Annotated in this window: 18 protein-coding genes; 7 read left to right on the forward strand and 11 right to left on the reverse strand. The window is 39.1% G+C overall.

The annotated features are described in order from the left end of the window. Positions 1-18: 18 nt before the first annotated feature. The 5 genes from IW492_RS13245 to IW492_RS13265 form a co-directional block, all read right to left on the reverse strand. Complete coding sequence (locus tag IW492_RS13245; RefSeq protein WP_202068114.1) at positions 19-453, reverse strand: RDD family protein; 435 nt, start codon at positions 451-453, stop codon at positions 19-21. A gap of 23 nt (positions 454-476) precedes the next feature. Continuing rightward, the gene (locus tag IW492_RS13250) at positions 477-1334 is read right to left on the reverse strand and encodes a carbohydrate ABC transporter permease (protein WP_202068115.1); all 858 of its coding nucleotides are present in this window, start codon (positions 1332-1334) and stop codon (positions 477-479) included. 15 nt (positions 1335-1349) lie between these two features. Further along, complete coding sequence (locus tag IW492_RS13255; protein ID WP_202068116.1) at positions 1350-2231, reverse strand: carbohydrate ABC transporter permease; 882 nt, start codon at positions 2229-2231, stop codon at positions 1350-1352. Between the two features lie 172 nt (positions 2232-2403). Then, positions 2404-2574, reverse strand: coding sequence for a hypothetical protein (locus IW492_RS13260; RefSeq protein ID WP_202068117.1), 171 nt, complete (start codon positions 2572-2574; stop codon positions 2404-2406). 112 nt (positions 2575-2686) lie between these two features. Then, the gene (locus tag IW492_RS13265; protein WP_202068118.1) at positions 2687-4030 is read right to left on the reverse strand and encodes an ABC transporter substrate-binding protein; all 1344 of its coding nucleotides are present in this window, start codon (positions 4028-4030) and stop codon (positions 2687-2689) included. A gap of 485 nt (positions 4031-4515) precedes the next feature. On the opposite strand from IW492_RS13265, the gene IW492_RS13270 reads away from it, so the two are divergent. The 7 genes from IW492_RS13270 to IW492_RS13300 all read left to right on the forward strand — a co-directional run bounded on the left by IW492_RS13270 (position 4516) and on the right by IW492_RS13300 (position 15397). Next, positions 4516-5847 (forward strand): glycoside hydrolase family 28 protein, encoded by a 1332-nt coding sequence (locus IW492_RS13270; RefSeq protein WP_202068119.1) that lies wholly within the window; start codon positions 4516-4518, stop codon positions 5845-5847. Positions 5848-6583: 736 nt separating this feature from the next. Continuing rightward, positions 6584-7954 (forward strand): MATE family efflux transporter, encoded by a 1371-nt coding sequence (locus IW492_RS13275; RefSeq protein WP_229442620.1) that lies wholly within the window; start codon positions 6584-6586, stop codon positions 7952-7954. A gap of 161 nt (positions 7955-8115) precedes the next feature. Continuing rightward, entirely contained in the window at positions 8116-9129 is a 1014-nt protein-coding gene (locus tag IW492_RS13280; RefSeq protein ID WP_202068120.1) for a LacI family DNA-binding transcriptional regulator, read from the forward strand. A 467-nt stretch (positions 9130-9596) separates the two neighbouring features. After that, positions 9597-11009 (forward strand): tagaturonate reductase, encoded by a 1413-nt coding sequence (locus IW492_RS13285; protein ID WP_202068121.1) that lies wholly within the window; start codon positions 9597-9599, stop codon positions 11007-11009. A 562-nt stretch (positions 11010-11571) separates the two neighbouring features. Further along, complete coding sequence (locus IW492_RS13290) at positions 11572-13077, forward strand: UxaA family hydrolase (protein WP_202068122.1); 1506 nt, start codon at positions 11572-11574, stop codon at positions 13075-13077. 43 nt (positions 13078-13120) lie between these two features. Further along, positions 13121-14509, forward strand: coding sequence for a glucuronate isomerase (gene uxaC, locus IW492_RS13295; protein ID WP_202068123.1), 1389 nt, complete (start codon positions 13121-13123; stop codon positions 14507-14509). Positions 14510-14557: 48 nt separating this feature from the next. Further along, positions 14558-15397: a sugar phosphate isomerase/epimerase family protein gene (locus IW492_RS13300; RefSeq protein WP_202068124.1), complete on the forward strand. Its 840-nt coding sequence runs from the start codon at positions 14558-14560 to the stop codon at positions 15395-15397. Between the two features lie 1491 nt (positions 15398-16888). Here IW492_RS13300 and IW492_RS13305 read toward each other — a convergent pair. From IW492_RS13305 to IW492_RS13330, 6 genes are all read right to left on the reverse strand, one after another. Further along, complete coding sequence (locus IW492_RS13305) at positions 16889-17404, reverse strand: DUF1456 family protein (protein ID WP_202068125.1); 516 nt, start codon at positions 17402-17404, stop codon at positions 16889-16891. Between the two features lie 367 nt (positions 17405-17771). Continuing rightward, positions 17772-18191, reverse strand: coding sequence for a group II intron maturase-specific domain-containing protein (locus tag IW492_RS13310; RefSeq protein WP_202068126.1), 420 nt, complete (start codon positions 18189-18191; stop codon positions 17772-17774). Positions 18192-18774: 583 nt separating this feature from the next. Further along, positions 18775-19509: a LytR/AlgR family response regulator transcription factor gene (locus IW492_RS13315; protein WP_202068127.1), complete on the reverse strand. Its 735-nt coding sequence runs from the start codon at positions 19507-19509 to the stop codon at positions 18775-18777. Positions 19510-19518: 9 nt separating this feature from the next. Continuing rightward, positions 19519-20547: a sensor histidine kinase gene (locus IW492_RS13320; protein ID WP_202068128.1), complete on the reverse strand. Its 1029-nt coding sequence runs from the start codon at positions 20545-20547 to the stop codon at positions 19519-19521. A 329-nt stretch (positions 20548-20876) separates the two neighbouring features. After that, positions 20877-21341 carry a GHKL domain-containing protein gene (locus IW492_RS13325; RefSeq protein WP_202068129.1) on the reverse strand — a complete coding sequence of 155 codons (465 nt, stop codon included), beginning with the start codon at positions 21339-21341 and terminating at the stop codon, positions 20877-20879. 142 nt (positions 21342-21483) lie between these two features. Further along, positions 21484-21815 (reverse strand): transposase (locus IW492_RS13330; RefSeq protein WP_202068130.1); only part of this gene is annotated, 332 nt, incomplete at its 5' end.

The following is a 21815-nucleotide window of genomic DNA, read 5'->3' on the forward strand; positions in this document are numbered from 1 at the left end:
ACATTGCTCCTTATTCTTTCATTGCACTTCTTCTATTTCTCTCTTTACCCGAACTTTTTTCAGTTCAATAAGTTTCGTATGCGTTGCTTCCTCATGCCCGCCTAATTTGCCAGTCAGCATCGGTACGCAGATAAAGAAGCAGCTCATCAGCTTACACAGGATTTCCCGTTGAAATACGACAGCTGCAGGAACATCCGTCCGTTCTTCATCTGTGGAAATAATTTGCAGGCGATAAAAGCCTTTGCCAACTGTCTGTCCATTTATCATAAATGGATATTGAATCAAAAAATAGGCAAGGACGAAAAGAAGCATCCCTAAAATTGATCGAACCACATCATTTGAAATAATCAGCTTTACTTGAGGCAGCAACAGACCGAAACATACAAAAAGCAGCAGAATACCTAAAAAGAAATCAATGGCCTGTGCCATTATTCGTTTTATTAAGAATGTCATCTTTCTATTCCTTTCCTGACCTATTATTCTTTACCACCTGTACTTGCAACGCCATCAACAAAATATCGCGAACCTGCAAAGAACAGTGCAATCATCGGCAGCAGTCCCAAACAAGAAGCCGCAAAGACTCGACCGTAATTGACCATCGCTTCTCCATCCAACTGCTGTTTCAGCACAACAGACAGGACTGTCTTATCTGCACTGTTTAAATAAATCAATGGACCCTGGAAATCATTCATTCCCCACATAAAGCTAAGCAATGCAACAGTGATCAAAATTGGTTTAATTACCGGAACAATCACTCTCCATAAAATCTGAAAATCATTACAGCCATCCATAACAGCTGCTTCATCCAATTCTTTTGGAATCGTCCGCATAAACTGAACAATCATAAAGATGAAGAAGGAAGAGGAGGCGAAAATATCACTGACATACAAACTAGCAAAACTATCCAGCAAACCTACTTGTCGATACAATAGATATAATGGAATCCGAAATGCCAATTCCGGCATCAGCAACGTAACAATAACTGCGCCAAAAACAAATTTTTTCCCTTTAAATGACTTACGTGCAATAACATAGGCAGTCAGTGTACAAGAGATAACAGTGAAAATTGTTTTAGGAATCAAAAATTTCAATGTATTGGTAAAATAAAACCAAATATTATTCTCCTTTGTAATCTGCCATGCCTCCTGAAAGTTTGTCATAACAGCTTTTCCTGCAGGAGGAAAAAGGGTTAACGTACCGAAGATGTCTCGGTTTTCCTTGAAGGCAGAGCCGATCATCCACAACAGCGGATAAATCAGAATAATCCCGACAATAATCAGCAATACATAACGGATAGCTTCATTAATGCGTCTTCTTGACTTGCTCATTTCCATCTTATTGTTTCCTCCTTAATCGTTGTAGTAAACCCAGTGATTGGAACTGCGGAAAATGACAATCGTGAAGACACCAATAATTGCCAGTAATATCCATGTCAACGCACTGGCATAGCCGTAGTTTCCATTTTGAAAAGCCTGGTCATAAATATATAAGTTTAAAAAATAGGTTGATTTATTCGGTCCGCCCTTAGTGATCAAATAAGCTGAGTTAAATTCCTGGAAAGCTTTGACCAGTACATTGACTGCATTGAACAAAATCACCGGAGTAATAATCGGAATCGTAATACTGAATAACTGGCGGATACGACTTGCCCCATCAATGGAAGCTGCTTCATAGACGGATTGTGGAACGCCTTGAAGTGCTGACAGGAAAATCAGCATCGTTGAACCAAACTGCCAGGTCTTCAAAATAACTAGAGTGAAAATAGCAAAGGTTGGATCTTTCGTCCAGTTGATTGCCACGTCTCCACCCAAATTAAAAATACTTAGGACCGTGTTGACCGGCCCGTTTACGTCAAACAGCATTGTCCATAAAATGGAAACTGCTACGTTCCCGCCAAGAATAGAGGGGATGTAGTATGCTGTACGGAAGAAATTTACTCCTTTTAACTTAAAATTCAAAATTGCAGCAACAATGAAGGAAACAATCACCACAGCAGGTGTCCCGATCAATACATACTTTAAAGTAGCACCCAACGCCGCCATGAAGGTTTCATCTTTAGTAAAAATTTCAATATAATTTTGCAGTCCGACAAACTCCGGATCTCCCAGGATAGGGTATTCCTGCAAACTGTATACGAAAGATGCACAGATTGGATAAACTTTAAAAATGACAAACCCAATCAGCCATGGAAGAAGCATCACATACATCAGATAATTTTTCTTTGTTTTCATATTTTGTGTCAACTCCTTATCAATATCACGTAATCGTATTTTTTATAATTATATCTCCTGCAGACAACTCGGATTGATTAAGCAGGCTTATGTGTATAATGAAATAGTTTCTGTTTCAGTGGAACAGAAAACCTGTCAACCACGCACATGAACCAGCGGGATTCGGATAGCCTCAAACCTTTGGATTCACATAGGATAGATGCAGCTGTCGGGGAACTTTAAAAGAATGACTGCTCGCCTTTAGGTTTTCTTTTTTTAAACGATTATGTAAAACCTCTTCAAGTTTTGCAGCAAATACCAGCTGAAAATTACCGAAATGCATCAGTTGAAAAAAATCGTTCATAAATCCTCTCAATAAACTAAAGTATCTACACGCCCCCATGTTCTTTTAAGCAGAAAGAAGGGACTGTGACAAACACTCATGAGGGCTGTCACAACCTCTTCTTTCCAGCAAATTATTTCTGGTAATGCTTATCTAATGCATCTTGTTGTTTGCTGATATACTGTTTCGCTGCTTCACCAGCGGTCAGCTTACCTGTACGGAATGCTTCGATTACTGTGTAGCGTTCATTACGTACATTTTCATCTTCAAAATATGGATCCATTACTGTTTGTTCGTATTGATCCAGTTTTTCATAACCGTCCTTTACAACACCTTCCAACAAATTGTTCTTCACTTGAAGCTCATTCGTAATCTTATTACTGGAGATGCCCAACGTATCGCCAGTTTCTTTCACTGCTTCTTCATCTGTCAGCAGGAAATTGATAAAGTCTGCCGCAACTTCCGGATTTTTTGAATTACGTGAAACTGCATAACCAAAGTTCGGTTTAACGTAGATACTCACGTTTTGATCAGCAGCTGGCAAAAGATAGTCTCCAACGAGCAGCTCATCTTTCGCTTCACCGCCTTTGTAGGACTCTGCCCATTGTGCCAATGAGTTCGCCCATTCATATACACCGCCGGCTTGCCCTTCCACCCATTCTGGATTGGCATTTGTATCAATAGAGCCGTCTTGTGCAAATGTTGGAAAAGCATTTGCATCTTCAAATGCCTGATATTGCTCTAGAACTTCTTTTACATCTGCTTCAGAGTAATTAACTTTTCCATCTGTCTGCATTACTTCTCCAGTTTTATTAAAGAGCATTTGAGCGATAAATAGATCTTTAGAAACTTTACCCATGTTGACGAAAGCATATTTATTGTCTTCCCCGGTTGCTGTATTGTCTTTTCCGATAACTTCTCCAGCTTTAATCAGATCTTCATATGTTTGAGGCAGCTCCAAACCATTATCTTTATATAGCTGTTCGTTGTACATTGGAACACGTCCTGTCATACCATGAGGAACAGCTGCCTGTTCGCCATTCACCTGCATGGCTTCAAGATATTTTTTATCCCAATTGGATAAATCCAAATAATCTTTCACTTCATTTAAATCATAAAAAACATTCTTTCCTTTTCCATAAGAGAACAGCCAGTTGTAATTCACCTGCATAACATCCGCTTCTGTTTTACCAGATAGCTGAGTTAAGGTTTTAGCCTGCCAGCCTTCCCAAGCGCCGTATTCTACTTCTACAGTAACGTTCGGATGCTCCTCCTCATATAACTCAACAACTTTTTTCATAGCTTCATGGCGGATATCTGCTCCCCACCAGGCAAACTTGATAGTCACTTCTTCATCTGTCAATACACCTGCTCCCTCTACTTTCGATCCAGCTGAACTGCTTCCGCTGCAGCCAGACAACAACATTGTAAGTGCTATACCTGAAACAAGTGTCCGTCCAAATAATTTCATTTTCATTTTTATTTCCTCCAAAAAATTATTTTTAAGTATGCGTTTACAATAACTATATATCAATAATTGTTCACGTCAACATTTCTTGAGTATCAAGACAAGTTAGTGGCTAAAACTAATCGTTTTTATACTATATTGACTTTAAAAAAATATACTGGATTATCTTTGAAACAGCCTTGATTTTATTTTAGCAACCGCTACAATGATTGGTATATCAATCATTTATCAACTTAGTGAAAAATACGATACTGCAAAAGGCAAATAAATTTATTTTAACAAAAATACTATATTTTTAATGAACACTCTTTTGTGAAATTAATTTCCGTACATTTCAATAAAATAACAAAAATAAAAACTAGCTACTATCAGTTTTTTCTCTTTCAAAAGCATGCACACGTTAACAAAACAGTTGTTATGACAGTATTTGTCAAATTAGTCGGCAAGAATTTTTGTTGACCTTTTAATACCAATTTAAGACAGGAGAATATCAAATGTATTACATCACAAATTATGGTGCAAAAGAAGGAAAATTGAACACACTATTTATTCAACAGGCAATTGATACCGCCTTTGAATCCGGCGGCGGCAAGGTCATCATTCCTCATGGAACATATTTGACAGGTGCACTCTTTCTTAAAAGCAACGTGGAACTTCATCTTGAGATTGGGGCAGCACTTCAGTTTTCCACCTCACAAAATGACTATCCAGTGGTTGAGTCACGCTGGGAAGGTGTCCAGCGCGAAGTTTATGCGCCCTGTATCTACGCAGAAAATCAGACTAATATTGCTGTCACGGGATTCGGTACTTTGGATGGCTGCGGAGAAAGCTGGTGGGAAATTTTTCGTGATGATTCTGACATCCTTAAATATCCCAGACCCAGACTGATAAGCTTCCATCAATGTCAAAGAGTCACAATTAAAGATATACGCTTGGTGGACTCTCCAAGCTGGACCGTTCACCCCTTATTATGCGAAAATGTAACCATAGATAATGTAACTATTAAAAATCCTGCTAATTCGCCCAATACCGATGGAATCAATCCAGAATCTTGTACAAATGTTCGAATCAGCAATTGCCATATTGATGTAGGGGATGATTGTATCGCTGTAAAAGCAGGAACAGAAGATACTCCTGAACGTGTTTCCTGTGAAAACATCACCATTTCCAACTGTACAATGGTTCATGGACACGGCGGGGTCGTGCTTGGGAGTGAGATGAGCGGAGATATCCGAAACGTGACGATCACTAATTGTATATTTCAAGATACGGATCGGGGAATTCGTTTAAAATCCCGCCGCGGCAGAGGAGGAACAATAGAAGATATTCGTGTAAACAATATTGTTATGGATAACGTTCTCTGTCCATTTATTCTTAATTTGTATTATTTTTGCGGACCAAAAGGAAATGAGTCTTATGTTTGGGATAAAACCCCCTATCCACTTGATGAACGAACGCCACGTTTCCGCCGGATTCATTTTGCAAATATTACGGCTAGAAATGTTCAGGCTTCTGCAGGTTTTATCTATGGATTGGCCGAACAGTACGTTTCCGACATTACATTCAGCTCCGTCGATATCTCCATGGCAAAAAACTCAAGAGGCGGTGTTCCTGCAATGATGGCAGGAATCTCTGAGACGAAAAATCAAGGCTTTTACATTGGCTTCTCAAAGGATCTGATTTTTGACCGTATTTCCATCGAAAATCACATTGGATCAGCCTTCCAGCTTGCCAATTGCAACAATATACAGCTGGAGAAAATCCGCTCTTACAATTCTGAAAAAAATGAACAGTTGATAGAAGAAATCAATACAATCCTTGATTGACTATTTTTAAATGGTCTGAAGCAGCTCCTGCTCTATCGCGGTTTGGTAAAACCTGTCAATGAATCATCAATCAGCTAACAACCTATATGCAGGACGACACAGAACAAACACAATAAAATTACGTTAGATTTAGGAGGGATTGTGGTATTAATACAGAAAAAAGAGACTATTGCCGATAAGTTTATGAGTATTGCTTTATCGAAGGAATGATCAATTTTATTTTTTGCTGTGAAGTCAGCTTTTCATTACCGACTTCACAGCGATGAAAGCTCTGAGTCAGATTATATTGCAGCAACCTCAACACCGAAAGATCAACAAGCAGGCCTTCATTCCTATTTCTGTCTTTTGACCAGCGATTAAGGAGGAACAAATACCTATTTGGGCAGACCTTGCCTTTTGTCACTACTACCTTTGAAGACTGCTTTTTAGGCAATCACAGTGGAAAGGTGGGCTAGCCAGAACAATACTTAAAATAAGCAAACCATTGATTTTAGAAAAATAAACAGCCTGCAAGCTCCGCTTGGATAAAAACATAAAGCAATCATTTTAGAGACGGCCTATAATAAAAGTGCAAAAGGCAAACAGGAAATTTCCAGCTTCTTCTCTCCTTGCCAGATCAACCACCTGTTAATAACAAACTCTATTCAGTGCTTAAGGTGATTAGCCATAGAATTAACTTACCTGCATTGCTTTTTGCAAATAGCCGTATGAAAATAATTTAGGAGGATCATGCCTGTTGTACTCATTATCTGAAAAAATTAAAATTCTTTTCTCCGGAAAAGCAATCCCTTTTTCTTTTGTTGTTTCACTTGTCATTCCGGTCATTATTGATCAATTCTTTCTTGTAGGGTTCAATTTCATCAACACTGCTATGATCAGCTCTTCCGGAACACAAGCTGTCAGTGCTGTAAACATGGTGGGAAGTCTGCATTTCTTTCTCGTTCAGATTTTCACCTCCGTTGGTTTAGGAGGAACTGTGTTGATTGCCCAATATTACGGTCGCCGATACTACAAGGAATTAAGTAAAGTCTGCAGCGGGACCATTTTTAGTGCTGTAATAATGGCGTTGATTGTCACAGGCAGTTTACTTATTTTTCATGAAGGTATTCTTAATTTGCTGTTTGGAAATGCAGAAGCTGCTGTATTAAAAAATGCAAAAATTTATTTAGTAGGACTGCTTCTCAGCTATCCTATGCAGGCAGTTGTAGAAGGAGTAAATGGAAATTTACGAGGAATTGGGCAGACAAAAGCATCACTAAAGCTTTCTTTGCTGATGAATGCAATGTATATTTTATTTAACTTCATTTTTATTAACCAATTAAACATGGGTATACGTGGTTTAGCTGTTTCAGTAAATATTTCCCGTTGTATAGGTATGCTTTTTGCTTTCTATACTCTTTATGCCAACCGTGAACGATTATTCCTAAAGAAAAAAGATTTCACTCGGATTCGATTTTCACTCATCAGAAAAATTGTCAGAATCAGTTTGCCCTTTGCTGCAGAAGCCATGTTTTTTAATGGAGGAAAAATCATCGTCCAAATCATGATTGTCGGCTTGGGAACTAATGCCATTGCCGCTAATGCCATCGCTTCTTCATGGATTCAGTTGGCTGAGATTATTCCAAATGCCTTGGCCATTTCCCTAGTCCCTATTGTAGGACAATGCATTGGTAATGGAAACATCGGTGATGCAAAAAAGCTAACAAAGTCTTTTGTTATCTTAAGTATGATTGCGTTCTTAATAGTTGATTTGACCCTGCTGCCCTTGTTTCCTCTGGGAATGAAGCTTTTCAATCCTCCGGAAATCATCCTTCCAATGATTTTCCGCTTGTTTATCATTGCTCTGGTCATGCACTTTATCTCTTGGAGCATTAGTTTTGTTCTTCCGGCAGCTTTGCGGGCTGCGGGTGATGCTAAGTTCACTACAGTTGTTTCACTACTCTCAATGTGGATCTTCAGAATTGGCGTGGGCTATCTGATTGGCATTCATTTTGGTTTTGGCTTAACAGGAATTTATACAGTTATGACAATAGAGTGGTTCATTCGCGGAAGTATTTTCCTGCTGAGATTTAAAGGAAGCCAATGGTATCGTCACCAGCTGATCTAAACAAATTTTTTTGATTAAGATAACATAAATTACTAAATTTTACAATTAATTTTAACGTGTGCAATGCTTTTATACAGGCATTCCATATCATTTTATAGATTGACAAAAGCGACGACACGTTTTATAATGTGAACGTTAACAAAAATAATTCGAGGTGCGCTATGGTCACAATCAAAGATATTGCAAAAACTGCCGGCGTTTCCCATACGACGGTTTCCAGAGCATTGAATAACAGCCCGCTCATCAAGGAAGCAACACGAAAAAAGATTCATGAATTGGCAGCTGAAATGAATTATGTTCCAAACTTCAATGCAAAAAGTCTGGTAAACCAGAAAAATTATATGATCGGTCTGTTCTTCTCCAGTATCGAAGAAGGAACCAGTTCCAGTTTTCTTGTCGATGTAATCAAAGGAATCCATTCCAGACTTGACGAAAGCTATGGTCTTTCAGTTCAGGGAATTGATGAAATTCAAAACCTGGAGCAGATTAATTTTCAGCGTTACGATGGGATTATTATCATGAGTCAGAGTGACAGTGATCAGGGCTTCATTGACTTCCTCAAACAACAGCAAATCCCGTTTGTCGTTCTCAATAGGCAGCTGGAGGATAAACATATTATTAATATCAGTGCTGATGACGCTGCCGGTGTTGAAACAGCCATCGATTATGCAATCAGTCAGGGTCACAGGAAAATTGCCTGTATCGGCGGGATAGAGGGCTTTCGCTCTGCAAGAGAACGGAAAGCCGGACTGATAAACAGTCTAACCAAACACCATTTGCCGATCAATGTGACTTATTTTTTTGAAGGAGATTACAGCATCGAAGGCGGCTTTCAGGAAATGAAGAAAATTCTCTTATTAAAAGATTTGCCGACACTGGTGTTCTGCGCAAATGATGACATGGCAATCGGAGCCATTCGAGCAGCTGAGGAAAGCGGACTTCATATTCCACAGGACATTTCTTTTATAGGCTTCGATGATATTCCATTCGTTGCTTATCTAAATCCGCCATTAACCACTGTGCATAAACCAATTAACGAAATCAGCAGGCAAGGAACTGAGCTGCTTTTAAATTTGATTGCCGGCAACCAGACAACAAGCTCACAAGTCAAGATCCCAACTCGACTGGAAATCAGAAAATCAGTAGCCAAGCTGGAAACAGAAAAAAATCTTTAACAGCTGAAAAATGAACGTACGGATACATATCCGCTATTGAATCAGAATAAACAAAAAGATACGGCCAATATTTTAGTCGTACTGATACTTGGTTTTTGGAGCAGGAGTCTGTGACATTAGTATATCCAGAACTTTTAAAACCAAATAAATGGTGTTCTAGAAGCAGCTCCCTCGAAAATAAGCCGAATAATCTCAAAAATATGGAAAGCGCTAAAGTAGGTAACAATCCACAGCTATTCATTTCATGAATAGTGCTCCATAACAATTTTCGGATTATCCTTCTTATTGTCATAAATCACTACGATTGACTCGTCAGAGTAGATGATGCATGTTACCCTACTTGGTTCTTGAGGGGAATACTTCTACTCCTGCGATTACTCGTCGCATGGAGAAGCTTTGTCACAACCTCTCCTCTTATTATAAACAAAAATGTTCACGTGTGCACACAAAGAAAGGATGTCATTCTAATGGAACAATTATCAGCAGCAATACTGAAAAAAGAGCTTCCACTCCCTGTAAAAGTCATTCAATTTGGTGAAGGCAACTTTATGAGAGCCTTTGTTGACTGGCAGCTTCAGCAAATGAATAAACAGAACCTGTTCAATGGGCGGGCAACGATTGTCCAGCCAATCGCTCAGGGATTGGGCGCTATGTTGAAAGAACAGGATTCTCTTTATACCGTCATTCTTGAGGGGTTGATGAATGGAGAAATTATCAATGAAGCAGAGATTATTTCCTCTGTCGAATCAGTTATTAATCCATATGAAGACTGGATAAAATATCTTGCTTTAGCCGAAAATGATGCAGCCGAATTTATTATATCCAATACAACAGAAGCCGGAATCCAGTATAATCCGAATGACACTTTGGATAATGGTCCGCAGCAAAGCTTCCCAGCAAAACTGACAGCTCTTTTATATAGGAGATTTCAACTGAACAAGTCAGGCTTCACTATCATTCCCTGCGAACTAATTGATCGAAATGGCGAGCGGTTGAAAGAAATTGTTTTGACCTATGCCGAAGAGTGGCAGTTGGGGGATGACTTTATTCAGTGGCTGGAAACAGAAAATACCTTTTGCTGCAGTCTTGTTGACCGAATCGTTCCCGGTTATCCTCGTGACACAGCCCAAGAGCTAAATGAAAAACACGGCTACATCGATAATTTAATGGTAAAAGCAGAACCTTTCCTGCTCTGGGTGATTGAAGGACCTGAAAAACTAAAAGAGACACTCCCCTTGGAAAAAGCCGGTCTAAATGTTGTTGTTACAAATGATATGACTCCTTATCGAGAACGCAAAGTTCATTTATTGAATGGTCCGCATACAGCAATGGTTCCGTTAGCTATGCTGGCTGAACTGGATACTGTTGAATCAGTCATGAAAGACAGCGATTTTCGAACCTTCATTGACAACCTGTTTACAGATGAGTTGATTCCTGTACTTTCCCTTCCGGAAGAAGAACTGATTGCCTACTCGGAACAAATCAAGGAACGATTCCTGAATCCTTTTGCCAATCACCAATTGTCGGCAATTTCTTTAAATAGTATCTCAAAATTTCAGGCCCGCTTACTGCCGGTATTTCTGCAATATGCGAAAAAAAAGCAGATGCTGCCGCCATATATGACCGCTACTCTGGCTTCCTTACTCCTGAGTTATCGAGGAGATAAAATCACTCCTCAAGACGACACAGAAGTAATTGCTGCGATCCAAACCGCCTGGAACACCCCAGAGACCGCAGTCTCAACCATTTTGAGCAACAAATCTCTATGGGGACAAGATCTGACCAGCGTTCCAGAACTCATCTCGCAAGTAGAACAAGATTGTACCTTTATAGAAAGACAAGGGACTCGAGCACTGATACAACAGTTAAACAAAGGTTAATTGTAGTTTCAGCTATTTCAATCGCTTAGAAATGGGGATATCGGACCTTAAAAATAAACGCAATCCAATAATTGATTAGCAAAGGATTGATCTCAACTAAGAAAAGGAGAACCGCAGTTCTTGCTATTTCAATCGCTTAGAAATGAGGATATCAGACCTTAAAAATAAACGCAATCCAATAATTGATTAGCAAGGGATTGATCTCAATTAAGAAAAGGAGAACCACAGTTCTTGCTATTTCAATCGCTTAGAAATGGGGATATCGGACCTTAAAAATAAACGCAATCCAATAATTGATTAGCAAAGGATTGATCTCAACTAAGAAAAGGAGAACCGCAGTTCTTGCTATTTCAATCGCTTAGAAATGAGGATATCAGACCTTAAAAATAAACACAATCCAATAATTAATTAGCAAGGGATTGATCTCAATTAAGAAAAGGAGAACCGCAGTTCTTGCTATTTCAATCGTTTAGAAATGGGGATATCGGACCTTAAAAATAAACGCAATCCAATAATTGATTAGCAAGGGATTGATCTCAACTAAGAAAAGGAGAATGAGCTCATGATCAACACTCAAACAAAAGCAGCTTTATTAAAGCTGAATCCAAGAGACACCGTAGCCGTAGCTTTGCGTCCCATTATTGCTGGAGAGTCTATCAACATTGACGGCATCCAGTTAACCGCTGAACAGAATATCCCGCAGGGGCACAAAATTGCACTGCAGCCAATGAAAGAAAATCAGGATGTCATCAAATACGGCTATCCGATCGGTCATATGCTTTCTGCTGCAGAAACAGGCGCCTGGCTGCATACGCACAACGTAAAAACAAATTTATCCGGGGAACTAGACTATACGTATACACCTGAACTCCACCAAGTACACTATCCAAAAAAGGAGCTGACGTTCAAAGGCTATCGCCGGAGCAACGGAAAAGTCGGTATTCGTAATGATTTATTTATCGTCCCAACAGTAGGCTGTGTAAACGGGATGGCTGAACTGATGTTAAAGCGGTTTACAGTGAATCATCCAGATTTGGGACCCTTTGACAACATCACAATTTTGAAGCACCCCTATGGCTGTTCACAGCTGGGAACTGATCATGCCAATACACGTGAGGTTCTGATTGATGCTGTCAAACATCCAAATGCAGGAGGAGTCCTCGTTTTTGGTCTTGGCTGTGAAAACAATACGGTTGACGCGTTCGAAGAAAAACTGGGTGACTATGATTCTGATCGAGTGAAGTTTTTGATCGCTCAGGATGTTTACGATGAAGTAGAATCTGGTGTCGCTTTACTGGAAGAGCTCTTTGAGGCTGCGAAAAATGATCAGCGAGAAGATGTGCCACTGTCTGAGTTGAATGTCGGCTTGAAATGCGGCGGTTCAGATGGCTTTTCAGGGATCACTGCAAACCCATTATTAGGAGCTTTCTCTGACTTTTTAATTGCACAGGGCGGTAGTACGATTCTAACTGAAGTCCCTGAAATGTTTGGAGCAGAACACATGCTGATGGCTCGTGCTGAAAACGAAGAAGTCTTTGACGCAATTGTTCAGCTGATCAATGACTTCAAACAGTATTTTCTGGTATTCGGAGAACCTGTTTATGAAAATCCTTCTCCCGGAAATAAAGACGGCGGCATCACTACGCTGGAGGATAAATCACTTGGCTGTACACAAAAAGCAGGAACAGCCCCCGTTGTTGATGTCTTAAAATATGGAGAAAAACTCAAAACACAGGGCTTAAGTCTGCTGCAGGCACCAGGAAACGATTTAGTTGCCGCTTCTGCTCTGGCTTCCTCCGACTGTCATCTTGTATTGTTTACTACAGGACGGGGAACGCCATTTGGTGCGTATGTCCCTACTGTGAAAGTGGCAACCAACAGCAACATCTTTAAACGTAAAGGTCACTGGATGGATTTTAATGCCGGCACATTACTGGAACAGCCGATGGAAGCTGTCTTAGAAGAATTCATTCAGAAGATCATTGCTGTAGCCAGCGGTGAATCAACAAGAAATGAAGAAAACGATGTAAGAGAAGTGGCTATTTTCAAAACAGGTGTCACTCTTTAGATAACAGAAAAAAGAACGATTCCCTTAGAAAGAAGGAAAATAAATGTTTTTAAACGATGATTTTTTACTCTCTACAAGCTGGGCAAAGAAGCTGTTTCACAATCATGCTGCCCAAATGCCAATCATTGACTATCACTGTCATTTAGAGTCTCAGGAAATTTATGAAAACAAAGCCTTTACATCCATTACAGAGGCCTGGCTAAAAGGTGATCACTACAAATGGCGCTTGATGCGCGCCTGCGGTGTTCCAGAGTCTCAGATTACAGGTAATGCCTCAGATTATGAAAAATTCCTGGCCTGGTGTCAAACTGTTCCTAAAACAATCGGCAATCCTCTGTATACTTGGACGCACCTTGAATTGAAGCGCTTCTTCGGAATTGATTTATTGGTAAACGAAGAAAATGCAGAAGCGATCTGGGAACAGGCGAATAAAAAAATCACTAGTGCGGCTTTTAAACGACGAGAAATCATTAAAAATTCGAATGTAAAAGTGGTTTGTACAACAGACGATCCTGTAGATGATTTGGGCTTCCACCAATTATTGGCAGAAGATGAACCTGCCTTTAAAGTCCTGCCCTCTTTTCGCCCGGATAAAGCACTGAACATCGATCAAAAAGGCTTTTCAGTTTGGGTGAAACAATTGGCTGAAAGCAGCGGACTGGATATTTCTACCTATGAAGAACTGATTGCCGCACTTGGCAGCAGAGTTGAATTTTTTCATTCACTGGGTGGACGCTTATCTGATCACGCACTGGATACTCTACGATATAAGGAAGCAGATACAGAAACATTGGAACGGATTTTCCAAAAAGCCTGTCAGGGACAGCCGCTGTCAGAAGAAGAAATCAATGCCCATCGCACAGAAACACTGATACGCTTAATTCATTTTTACCACCAGCATAACTGGACAATGCAGCTTCATATCCATGCGTACCGCAACTGTAATCAGACAATGTTTGATCAATTAGGACCTGATACAGGCTATGACGGTATCAACGACTTATCCATTACAATCCCGCTTCAAAAGCTGTTGAATCGGGCAGAAGCGACAGACCAGTTACCGAAAACAATTGTTTATTCCTTAAATCCAAATGACTATCCAGCCTTAACCGCATTAATCGGCTGTTTCCAAAAAGAGGTTAAAGGAAAAATACAGCTGGGCTCAGGCTGGTGGTATAACGATACCAGAGACGGCATGCGTCAGCAGCTAAGCCAATTCGCCAACGGAAGTGCCCTTCATAACTTTGTCGGTATGCTGACGGATTCCCGCAGTTTCCTGTCCTACACCCGCCACGAATATTTCCGACGCGTTCTCTGCGAATTCATCGGAGAAATCGTTGAACGAGGAGAAGCACCGGAGGATGGAATCTTGTTAGGAAACTTAGTTGAAGCAATCAGTTATACAAATGCAGAAACCTATTTCAATTTTTAGTCTGATTCCTGCCATTTATAAAGGAAGAAAAAGGAGGAAAAATCTATTATGCTGCCATTAAATTTAGGCATTCGTGCACACGACATCACTGCCGCTTCACGTGAAGAACTGGGAGAAAAGCTGCTTGCAAACAGCTTTTCTCATATTCAGCTGGCAGTAAAGAAATCATTTCCCGATGCACTTCCCAGTTTGGACAGCATCTCCAGCGGTACAGGACATTACTTCGGAGACTATTTCTCCCGACTAGGCATCAAGGTTTCTGTCTTAGGCTGTTATGTAAACTTAGCCAGTCCAGATATTACCGTTCGAACGCAGGCAATTAACGACTTCAAACAGCACATTGCAGTGGCTTCAAGCTTTCAGGCAGCCGTTGTCGGAACTGAAACAGGCAGCGTAGGAACCGGCTATACGACCAAGAATTATACAGAAGATGCCTACCGGACTGCCAGACAATCTGTTGCCGAAATGGTTGCCTATGCCGAAAGCTTGGGTGTGACTGTCGGCATTGAAGCTGGAATCAATCACCCTCTCCATACCGCTGATTTGGCCAAACGGCTGATTCAGGAAATCCAGTCGCCGAATCTGCGAATCATTATGGATTGTGCGAATCTGATATCTGTAGAAAACTACCATAAACAGGAAGAGGTAATCAATCAGGCATTGAACCAGCTACGAGATGATATCTGTTCCATGCACTTAAAAGATTTTGTAGTTGAAAACGGACAAATCAAAATCGTCCCCGTCGGCACCGGCTGGATGAACTATGAACAAATCCTGAAATTCCTGAAATACGACAAACCCCTGATGTTTGCCAGCCTGGAAGCAACCCCTGAAAAGCATCTGCCAAGAACTCTGGAACACCTAAAAGAAATGTATAAACAGGTGTAGAGAGCTGATCGGGCAAATCTTAATAAACACTTATTTACAAGGTTGTGACAAGGCTTCTCCATGCGCCGAGTAAGCTCTAAACTGCGATATGCGCTTGCATGAGAAAACAAAACATTACGCATTGACCGTTTGCCTGCCTTGAGCTGCTCATATTTTCAGTATTATTCGACTTATTTCCGAGATGTTGCCTGCGATTACTCGGCACAGTTTAGGACCGACCAGTGCTAGTTCTACTTTGCCACTTCTGCTTATATTCGTACTTTAGCAGAATGGTATGCGTAGTTTCGATAAGTATTCCTTGAATAAAACTAGCTCACTTGATGTAGTAGAACTGTATGCGGAGCGTAGAAGAACTGTTATCTCTACAAGTCTAACAATTCTCGAGACAAAATATTACGTAGAAGAACTGCTGTCTCTACGAGTCGAACGATTCTCGAGACAAAACATTACGTAGAAGAACTGCTGTCTCTACGAGTCGAACGATTCTCGAGACAAAACATTACGCTGTATCCGTTTTTCTGTGTCTACGGTTCTCACTACACTACACTTCGTTTCGATCTCATCATTTTCTAAATGGCAAAGCCACTAAGAATTGAAGGACTTCGTTTCGATCTCATCATTTTCTAAACGGCAGAGCCGCTAAGAATTGAAGGACTTCGTTCCGATCCTCGAAGCATGGAGGGGGCTTTGCTTTCTACGCTTCTTCGAATGCTCGGCGCATGTCTGAGGGGCATACAAGAACTTGCTCCTACACTTCTTTGAATGCTTGGCGCATGCCTGAGAGGCTTGGAAGAACTTGCTCCTACGCTTCTTACGAATGCTCGGACCATACAAAGATTGGAATACTGTTTATTCGGCTTTAGGGGATTCAGACATATTAATGTCACAGTCCCTGATTTTTTTAGCCAATCCGCTATGCGAATGATTTTCAATACAGAAGAAAGATCAATCACCCACTAATGATGATTGATCTTTCTAATTTCAATGGATAGCTGACTATATCATTATCCTTCTAGTTTTTTCTTCACTATGCATGGCGATCCATAGGCCACTACATTTTGGGAATATGTGGTTAGGCTTCAAACGCATATCCCAATAAATTGTCTGCTCCTTTTGAAGCTCCTCAATTTCAAAGTAGACTTAACCGGAATGCATTTATTCCTTGACCTTTATATAACTTCTCCTCTAGTATTCACTGTCGACTGTTTGAGCATCCTTCAATACTAACCTACCAAGTAAAACATTTGCAATTCTATGATTTTCATTTGTTCCATCAGAATCTATCTACCAAAAGCGTTTCTTCCTATCAAGCTCTGTTCCAACTGTCTCTTTTTCATTTGTATTGAATGAATCACGCGCTGTAACAATCCGTTCTATCACTGTTTCGCAACATTTGATTCGTATCGTACAACGATTTTGTTTAGATTCTCCTGAAGCGAATGAACCATTTCCAAATCTGCTGCCTCATATTTCAACTATGTCCTGTTTCTATTAATTTCTGCGATAACATACGCCTAAGCCCTTCAAAAAATTACGCGCATATTTATCTCCACACGGTTTAAAATTACGATGTCCTTCCTTTCTCAGAATAGCCCCCAGTTCTCCTTTTGAAGGATAGACACCGGCTTCAGCCAAAATATCCAGCATATCTTCACTGGTCAAAGCTAAAGCAATCTTCACCTTTTTCAATAAAATATTATTCATATACCGGACTTCACTACTTTTTAATGGCGTTTTATCTGTTGATCCATCCTTCGGTTCTCCTCGTTTTAAAAGAATCAATCCGTTCAAAAATGTATCCAGTACTTGATTATTGATAGTTTTAACATAGATATTTTTTTCAAAAATATCATTTTCTTCTTGCTGTGGATTATTTTCTTTGGTCAGCATTGCCCTCACTTCTTCTTTAGAGACAGTCATCCCGCCTAGTTCAAAAGCTTTCACTATATCTGTATCCTTAATATCCAAGGCATATCTCAGACGCAGCAATATGTCATTATTGTTCATTCATTTCCTCCATCATTTTTCCAGATGCTCTTACTATATCATAAAAATAGCTGGTAGTTTTTCTTATTACAGCTTTAGTGTACCCACTTTCACAGCTTCTCTTGAAAACATTGAATTTATCGTTGCTATATCAGGGTCTTAATCATCTTAAAAACCATACTGAGTTATGATAGGGTTCTGCGTATCACAAGTGAATATACTCAGACTCACTCTATCAGTCTATATTTCTCTAAATCGAGTAGAGGAGAAAGTTAGCTAACTTTCCGCCCTCTCACAACACTGTACGAACGGTTCGCGTATACGGCGTTTCAATTTATATTTCAGTGTGTACTTTTAGATAATGTCCAAGAGCAGACGGTATTCCTCCCTACTCAAGCTGTTTATTTGAGAGTGCTCGTTGAACAACTTTGGATAACCCAATGTAGCGATACCCTTTTCGACAATAGGTGAGCTCTTTGGCCTCTTCCTCTGGAATCCCCAGTTGAACGAGTGATCGAATGCGTTTATCATTATTCTTCCACTGTTTCCAGATAATAACACGGAGCCTCGAGCGGAGTTTTTGGTCAATTTCTACCAATTTACCTTTCATCTTCGCGATATGGAAATAATTCACCCAACCTCTTATCACCTGATTCAGTTTGGTGATTATCTCATCCAACGAAACACTCCAGTTTCTCTTCGTTAGTTTTCTGAGTTTTCGTTGAAACTTCTTGATTGAATCCTTATGAGGTCTACTCTGATACTTCTTGACTCGTTTCTTCCTTCCTGTCACGTAGCGAAAGATCATTCTCTTTTGATTATCCTTTGAGATACGCTTATACTTTCCTCATTAACACATTCAGAATTAACTCTTTCACGTATTCGTGGTGTAGAAACATTATAAATTGTTCGGTCCTTCATGGAAAAAAAATCCATTACTATGACCTCTACTGACTTCTCACGATAAACCTTTTTCGACCGGCTTTCTTATTAGGGTTCTCCTCAGTCGTCCGTGAGACCTCCCAGTGTAAGACGACTACCTTTCCTCTTTTACTTGCCTGATTTACCATGCAGGTTTACGCACATCTTTTGGACTTCAGCTTGTGTTGGAGCCTTATCCGTCTGCATAGCCTTTGTATCAGATTTCTGTTCGTCAAGCCAAGAGTTTGATACACGCTTCCTTCAGCCCCACCCTTGCGAGTGATACCTTGCGCTTCTCTAGCGGTTAGTCGATGTGTACCTCTGCAGTGGACTTTCACCACCCAGATAGTCACCATGCCTGGCGCACAACATAAAAACCAGCACACCTGATGTACTGGTTTGAGTAATTAAAACTGTTAACTCTTTTCTGTTCCTGTCCCACATTTATAAGAAGAGACACACTATCTAATCTATTTTTGATCAAGTAAATTCAATAGTTTTTTCAAATAGCGTGTTGACACATAACAAGTTTCTCCATTATTCATAATAACTATCCGCTCTGCTTTTTTCACTTCGCTGATATTATTTAAATTGATGACAAATGATTGATGACATCGATAGAAACTGCGATCTTTCTCAGCCAGCTCTTTGATTGTGCCATAAAATTCTATTTGACGATTTTCTAAATGAACAACAACCTTATGAGGCGTTGAAGAAGATTCAAAAAATAGAATTTCTTCCTTATTCAATTTGATAATTTTTTCACCAGATTTGATTTGGAAAAATGATCTATTGGGATTCAAATCATTCAAATAACGTTCATGTGCTACATTGATACAATCCTGAATTTTCCTAGTTAAATTTGGATCATCCTTTGCAATGTAATCCATCGCCTCTACTTTGTAAGAAAATGTCAAATGAGATAATTCAGCATGGGTTGTGATAAAAACAATTTTCCCAGCCGTATCAAGTTTTCTCAATTCCACAGCAAGGCCAATCCCTGTCATTTCATTACTCAAATCTACATCTAAAAAATACAATCCTGTTGTCTGACGTTCCTTCACTTTAGTCAATACTTCCTGAGGATCAGCAGTTGCCAGAGTAAACTCTAGATCATAATCTTTCATCAATATGTAGTTTTTTATTGCAGTGGTTAAATTCTCCAACTGCTTTGGATTATCTTCACACACATAGATACTTAACATAGTTCACCTCTAATTAGTAATTTCAATTTTTTGAATGAAGCAGTCATTATCAATAAGCGTCTCTAGTGTCACATTCATCTGTGGATCAATCATTTCTTTCAAATTACTTAAACCTAAGCCTCGGTTTTCTCCCTTTGTAGAAAAACCACTGCGATTCATTTCAAAAAGCTTCGGGTGCCCTGTTTTAATTGTGTTCTGAACAATAAAACTAATACTTTCCATCTCTTTTATAATTGCCATTCGTATGAACCCTTCTTTATTTTCCTTTGTCTCCTCGATTGCATTATCTAAAATAATTCCTAAACAACGAATCAAAGAAACTGAATCCATGTTCACATCATTGATTCTATCTTTTACTTCCAATTCTGTGTCAATTCCAGCCCATTGAGACTGCAACAATTTTGAAATCACGATACTCTTGATTTCTGTGACTTCCAAACGACTGATCTCTGACAACTTAAAATCATTTTTCTGCATCAGCTGCTGAGTTTTTTTGATCGATTGATAATAGTAGTCTTTCAACCGATCAAAGTCATCCTCTTCAATAAAGCTTTCTAACGACGTCAAAATATTCTGATAATCATGACGAAATTTTCTCAGTTCATTGTAATTACTCTCAAGATATGTTGTGTATTCTTTCAGATTCTGCTTTTCTTTCTCTTTGTATTTGTCTTCACTTCTTTTTTTCATATAGAAATAGGTGATAAATAGCAAAACTACTGTAAACGTAAAGTACAAAGTAATGAAGAAACTATTAAGTAAAACTGTACTTAATAGATTCCCTTCAGCATTCGCAAAAAAAATAATTGTACATAATATTATGTATAGGCCTAGTGATAATGAAGTAACCAGCCAAGTTCCAACATCATCCAGATGCACGCGTTTTTGAATTTTTTTAATACCATAAATGGTTATTCCAGCAAACATAAAATAGAAAAACACTCGTAATAAAAAGAGCATTTGTGAACCTATCTCTACTTCTTTGATTATTTCATTTTGACCATATAAGAGTATGAATGATGCAATATGATCAAACAATACGATTAAGCTACAACTTAAGGAAGCGTACAACAGGTTCTTATTCCACGTTTTTTTCAAATAATAATTCAATATAAGAACAGAGAAAAACACTAAAAATTGAATATATATACCTATATATCCAAATACGTATCCAAATATAACACCAAAAACAAGTGATAATAGCGTTCCTTTCAAGCTTAGAAATTTTTCACTAATGAAGTGTGAATTCATTGACAATACAATGAAATATTGAATACAAATGATTATATATATCAAAAATAAGTCCCCCCTAACTTAAATCTACTGCCTCCTCAAACCAATATATTAGTAAAATAATCAAAATCTCACTAAGCTATTTCAATTTTTTGAATGAAACAGTCATTATCAATAAGCATCTCTAGTGTCACATTCATCTGTGGGTCAATCATTTCCTTCAAATTACTTAAACCTAAGCCTCGGTTTTCTCCCTTTGTAGAAAAAACACTGCGATTCATTTCAAAAAGCTTTGGATGATCTGCTTTAATGGTATTCTGCACAATAAAACTGATACTGTGTATCTCTTTGATGACCGCCATTCGGATAAACTCATCCGCGTTTCCTTTGGTCTCCTCAATCGCATTGTCTAAAATAATCCCTAAACAACGAATCAACATCACTGGGTCCATGTTAATCTCATCGATTACTTCTTTTATCTCCAGCTCAGTCTCAATTCCAGCCCATTGAGACTGCAACAATTTTGAAATCACGATACTCTTGATTTCTGTGACTTCCAAACGACTGATCTCTGACAACTTAAAATCATTTTTCTGCATCAGCTGCTGAGCTTTTTTGATCGATTGATAAATAGTAGTCTTTCAACCGATCAAAGTCATCCTCTTTTTCTAAAATATAAATTATAAAACATCTAAGATTTGTATATATACCCGATATAACTATACCCACAGTGCTGGTTAATTAAGCACTTAATTTCTCAAGTCCAATTGAAAATTTTAATGTTTCACTATCTTCTTTATGTGCTTCAGCCAACAAAAGATTATAAAGCAGAACCGTTAGTTGTACTCTTGTCATAATACGTTGAATACAATGTGCGTGAATCCCCTCTATTCCAAGGATTTCTAAAGAAGAAAAGACGGTTTCAATTGCTTTTCTTTGTTTTTTGAAGAGAGAATAATCTATTTTATTCGCTTCTTTCATAGATTTTCTAGGAATCGCAAGCAAGGTAATCCCTTGTTTAGATAGACGATTTGCTCGTTCCTTTCCAACATACCCTGCATCACCTAGAATAG

It is taken from the genome of Enterococcus sp. BWB1-3, from assembly GCF_016745275.1.
Taxonomy (GTDB): domain Bacteria; phylum Bacillota; class Bacilli; order Lactobacillales; family Enterococcaceae; genus Enterococcus_L.

Coding starts and splice junctions, on each gene's coding strand:
- IW492_RS13280 (WP_202068120.1), top strand. CDS start 8,116: ATGGTCACAATCAAAGATATTGCAAAAACTGCCGGCGTTTCCCATACG.
- IW492_RS13305 (WP_202068125.1), bottom strand. CDS start 17,404: ATGAACAATAATGACATATTGCTGCGTCTGAGATATGCCTTGGATATT.
- IW492_RS13260 (WP_202068117.1), bottom strand. CDS start 2,574: ATGAACGATTTTTTTCAACTGATGCATTTCGGTAATTTTCAGCTGGTA.
- IW492_RS13265 (WP_202068118.1), bottom strand. CDS start 4,030: ATGAAAATGAAATTATTTGGACGGACACTTGTTTCAGGTATAGCACTT.
- IW492_RS13310 (WP_202068126.1), bottom strand. CDS start 18,191: ATGATCTTTCGCTACGTGACAGGAAGGAAGAAACGAGTCAAGAAGTAT.
- IW492_RS13250 (WP_202068115.1), bottom strand. CDS start 1,334: ATGGAAATGAGCAAGTCAAGAAGACGCATTAATGAAGCTATCCGTTAT.
- IW492_RS13300 (WP_202068124.1), top strand. CDS start 14,558: ATGCTGCCATTAAATTTAGGCATTCGTGCACACGACATCACTGCCGCT.
- IW492_RS13285 (WP_202068121.1), top strand. CDS start 9,597: ATGGAACAATTATCAGCAGCAATACTGAAAAAAGAGCTTCCACTCCCT.
- IW492_RS13270 (WP_202068119.1), top strand. CDS start 4,516: ATGTATTACATCACAAATTATGGTGCAAAAGAAGGAAAATTGAACACA.
- IW492_RS13325 (WP_202068129.1), bottom strand. CDS start 21,341: ATGCAGAAAAATGATTTTAAGTTGTCAGAGATCAGTCGTTTGGAAGTC.
- IW492_RS13315 (WP_202068127.1), bottom strand. CDS start 19,509: ATGTTAAGTATCTATGTGTGTGAAGATAATCCAAAGCAGTTGGAGAAT.
- uxaC (WP_202068123.1), top strand. CDS start 13,121: ATGTTTTTAAACGATGATTTTTTACTCTCTACAAGCTGGGCAAAGAAG.
- IW492_RS13245 (WP_202068114.1), bottom strand. CDS start 453: ATGACATTCTTAATAAAACGAATAATGGCACAGGCCATTGATTTCTTT.
- IW492_RS13255 (WP_202068116.1), bottom strand. CDS start 2,231: ATGAAAACAAAGAAAAATTATCTGATGTATGTGATGCTTCTTCCATGG.
- IW492_RS13290 (WP_202068122.1), top strand. CDS start 11,572: ATGATCAACACTCAAACAAAAGCAGCTTTATTAAAGCTGAATCCAAGA.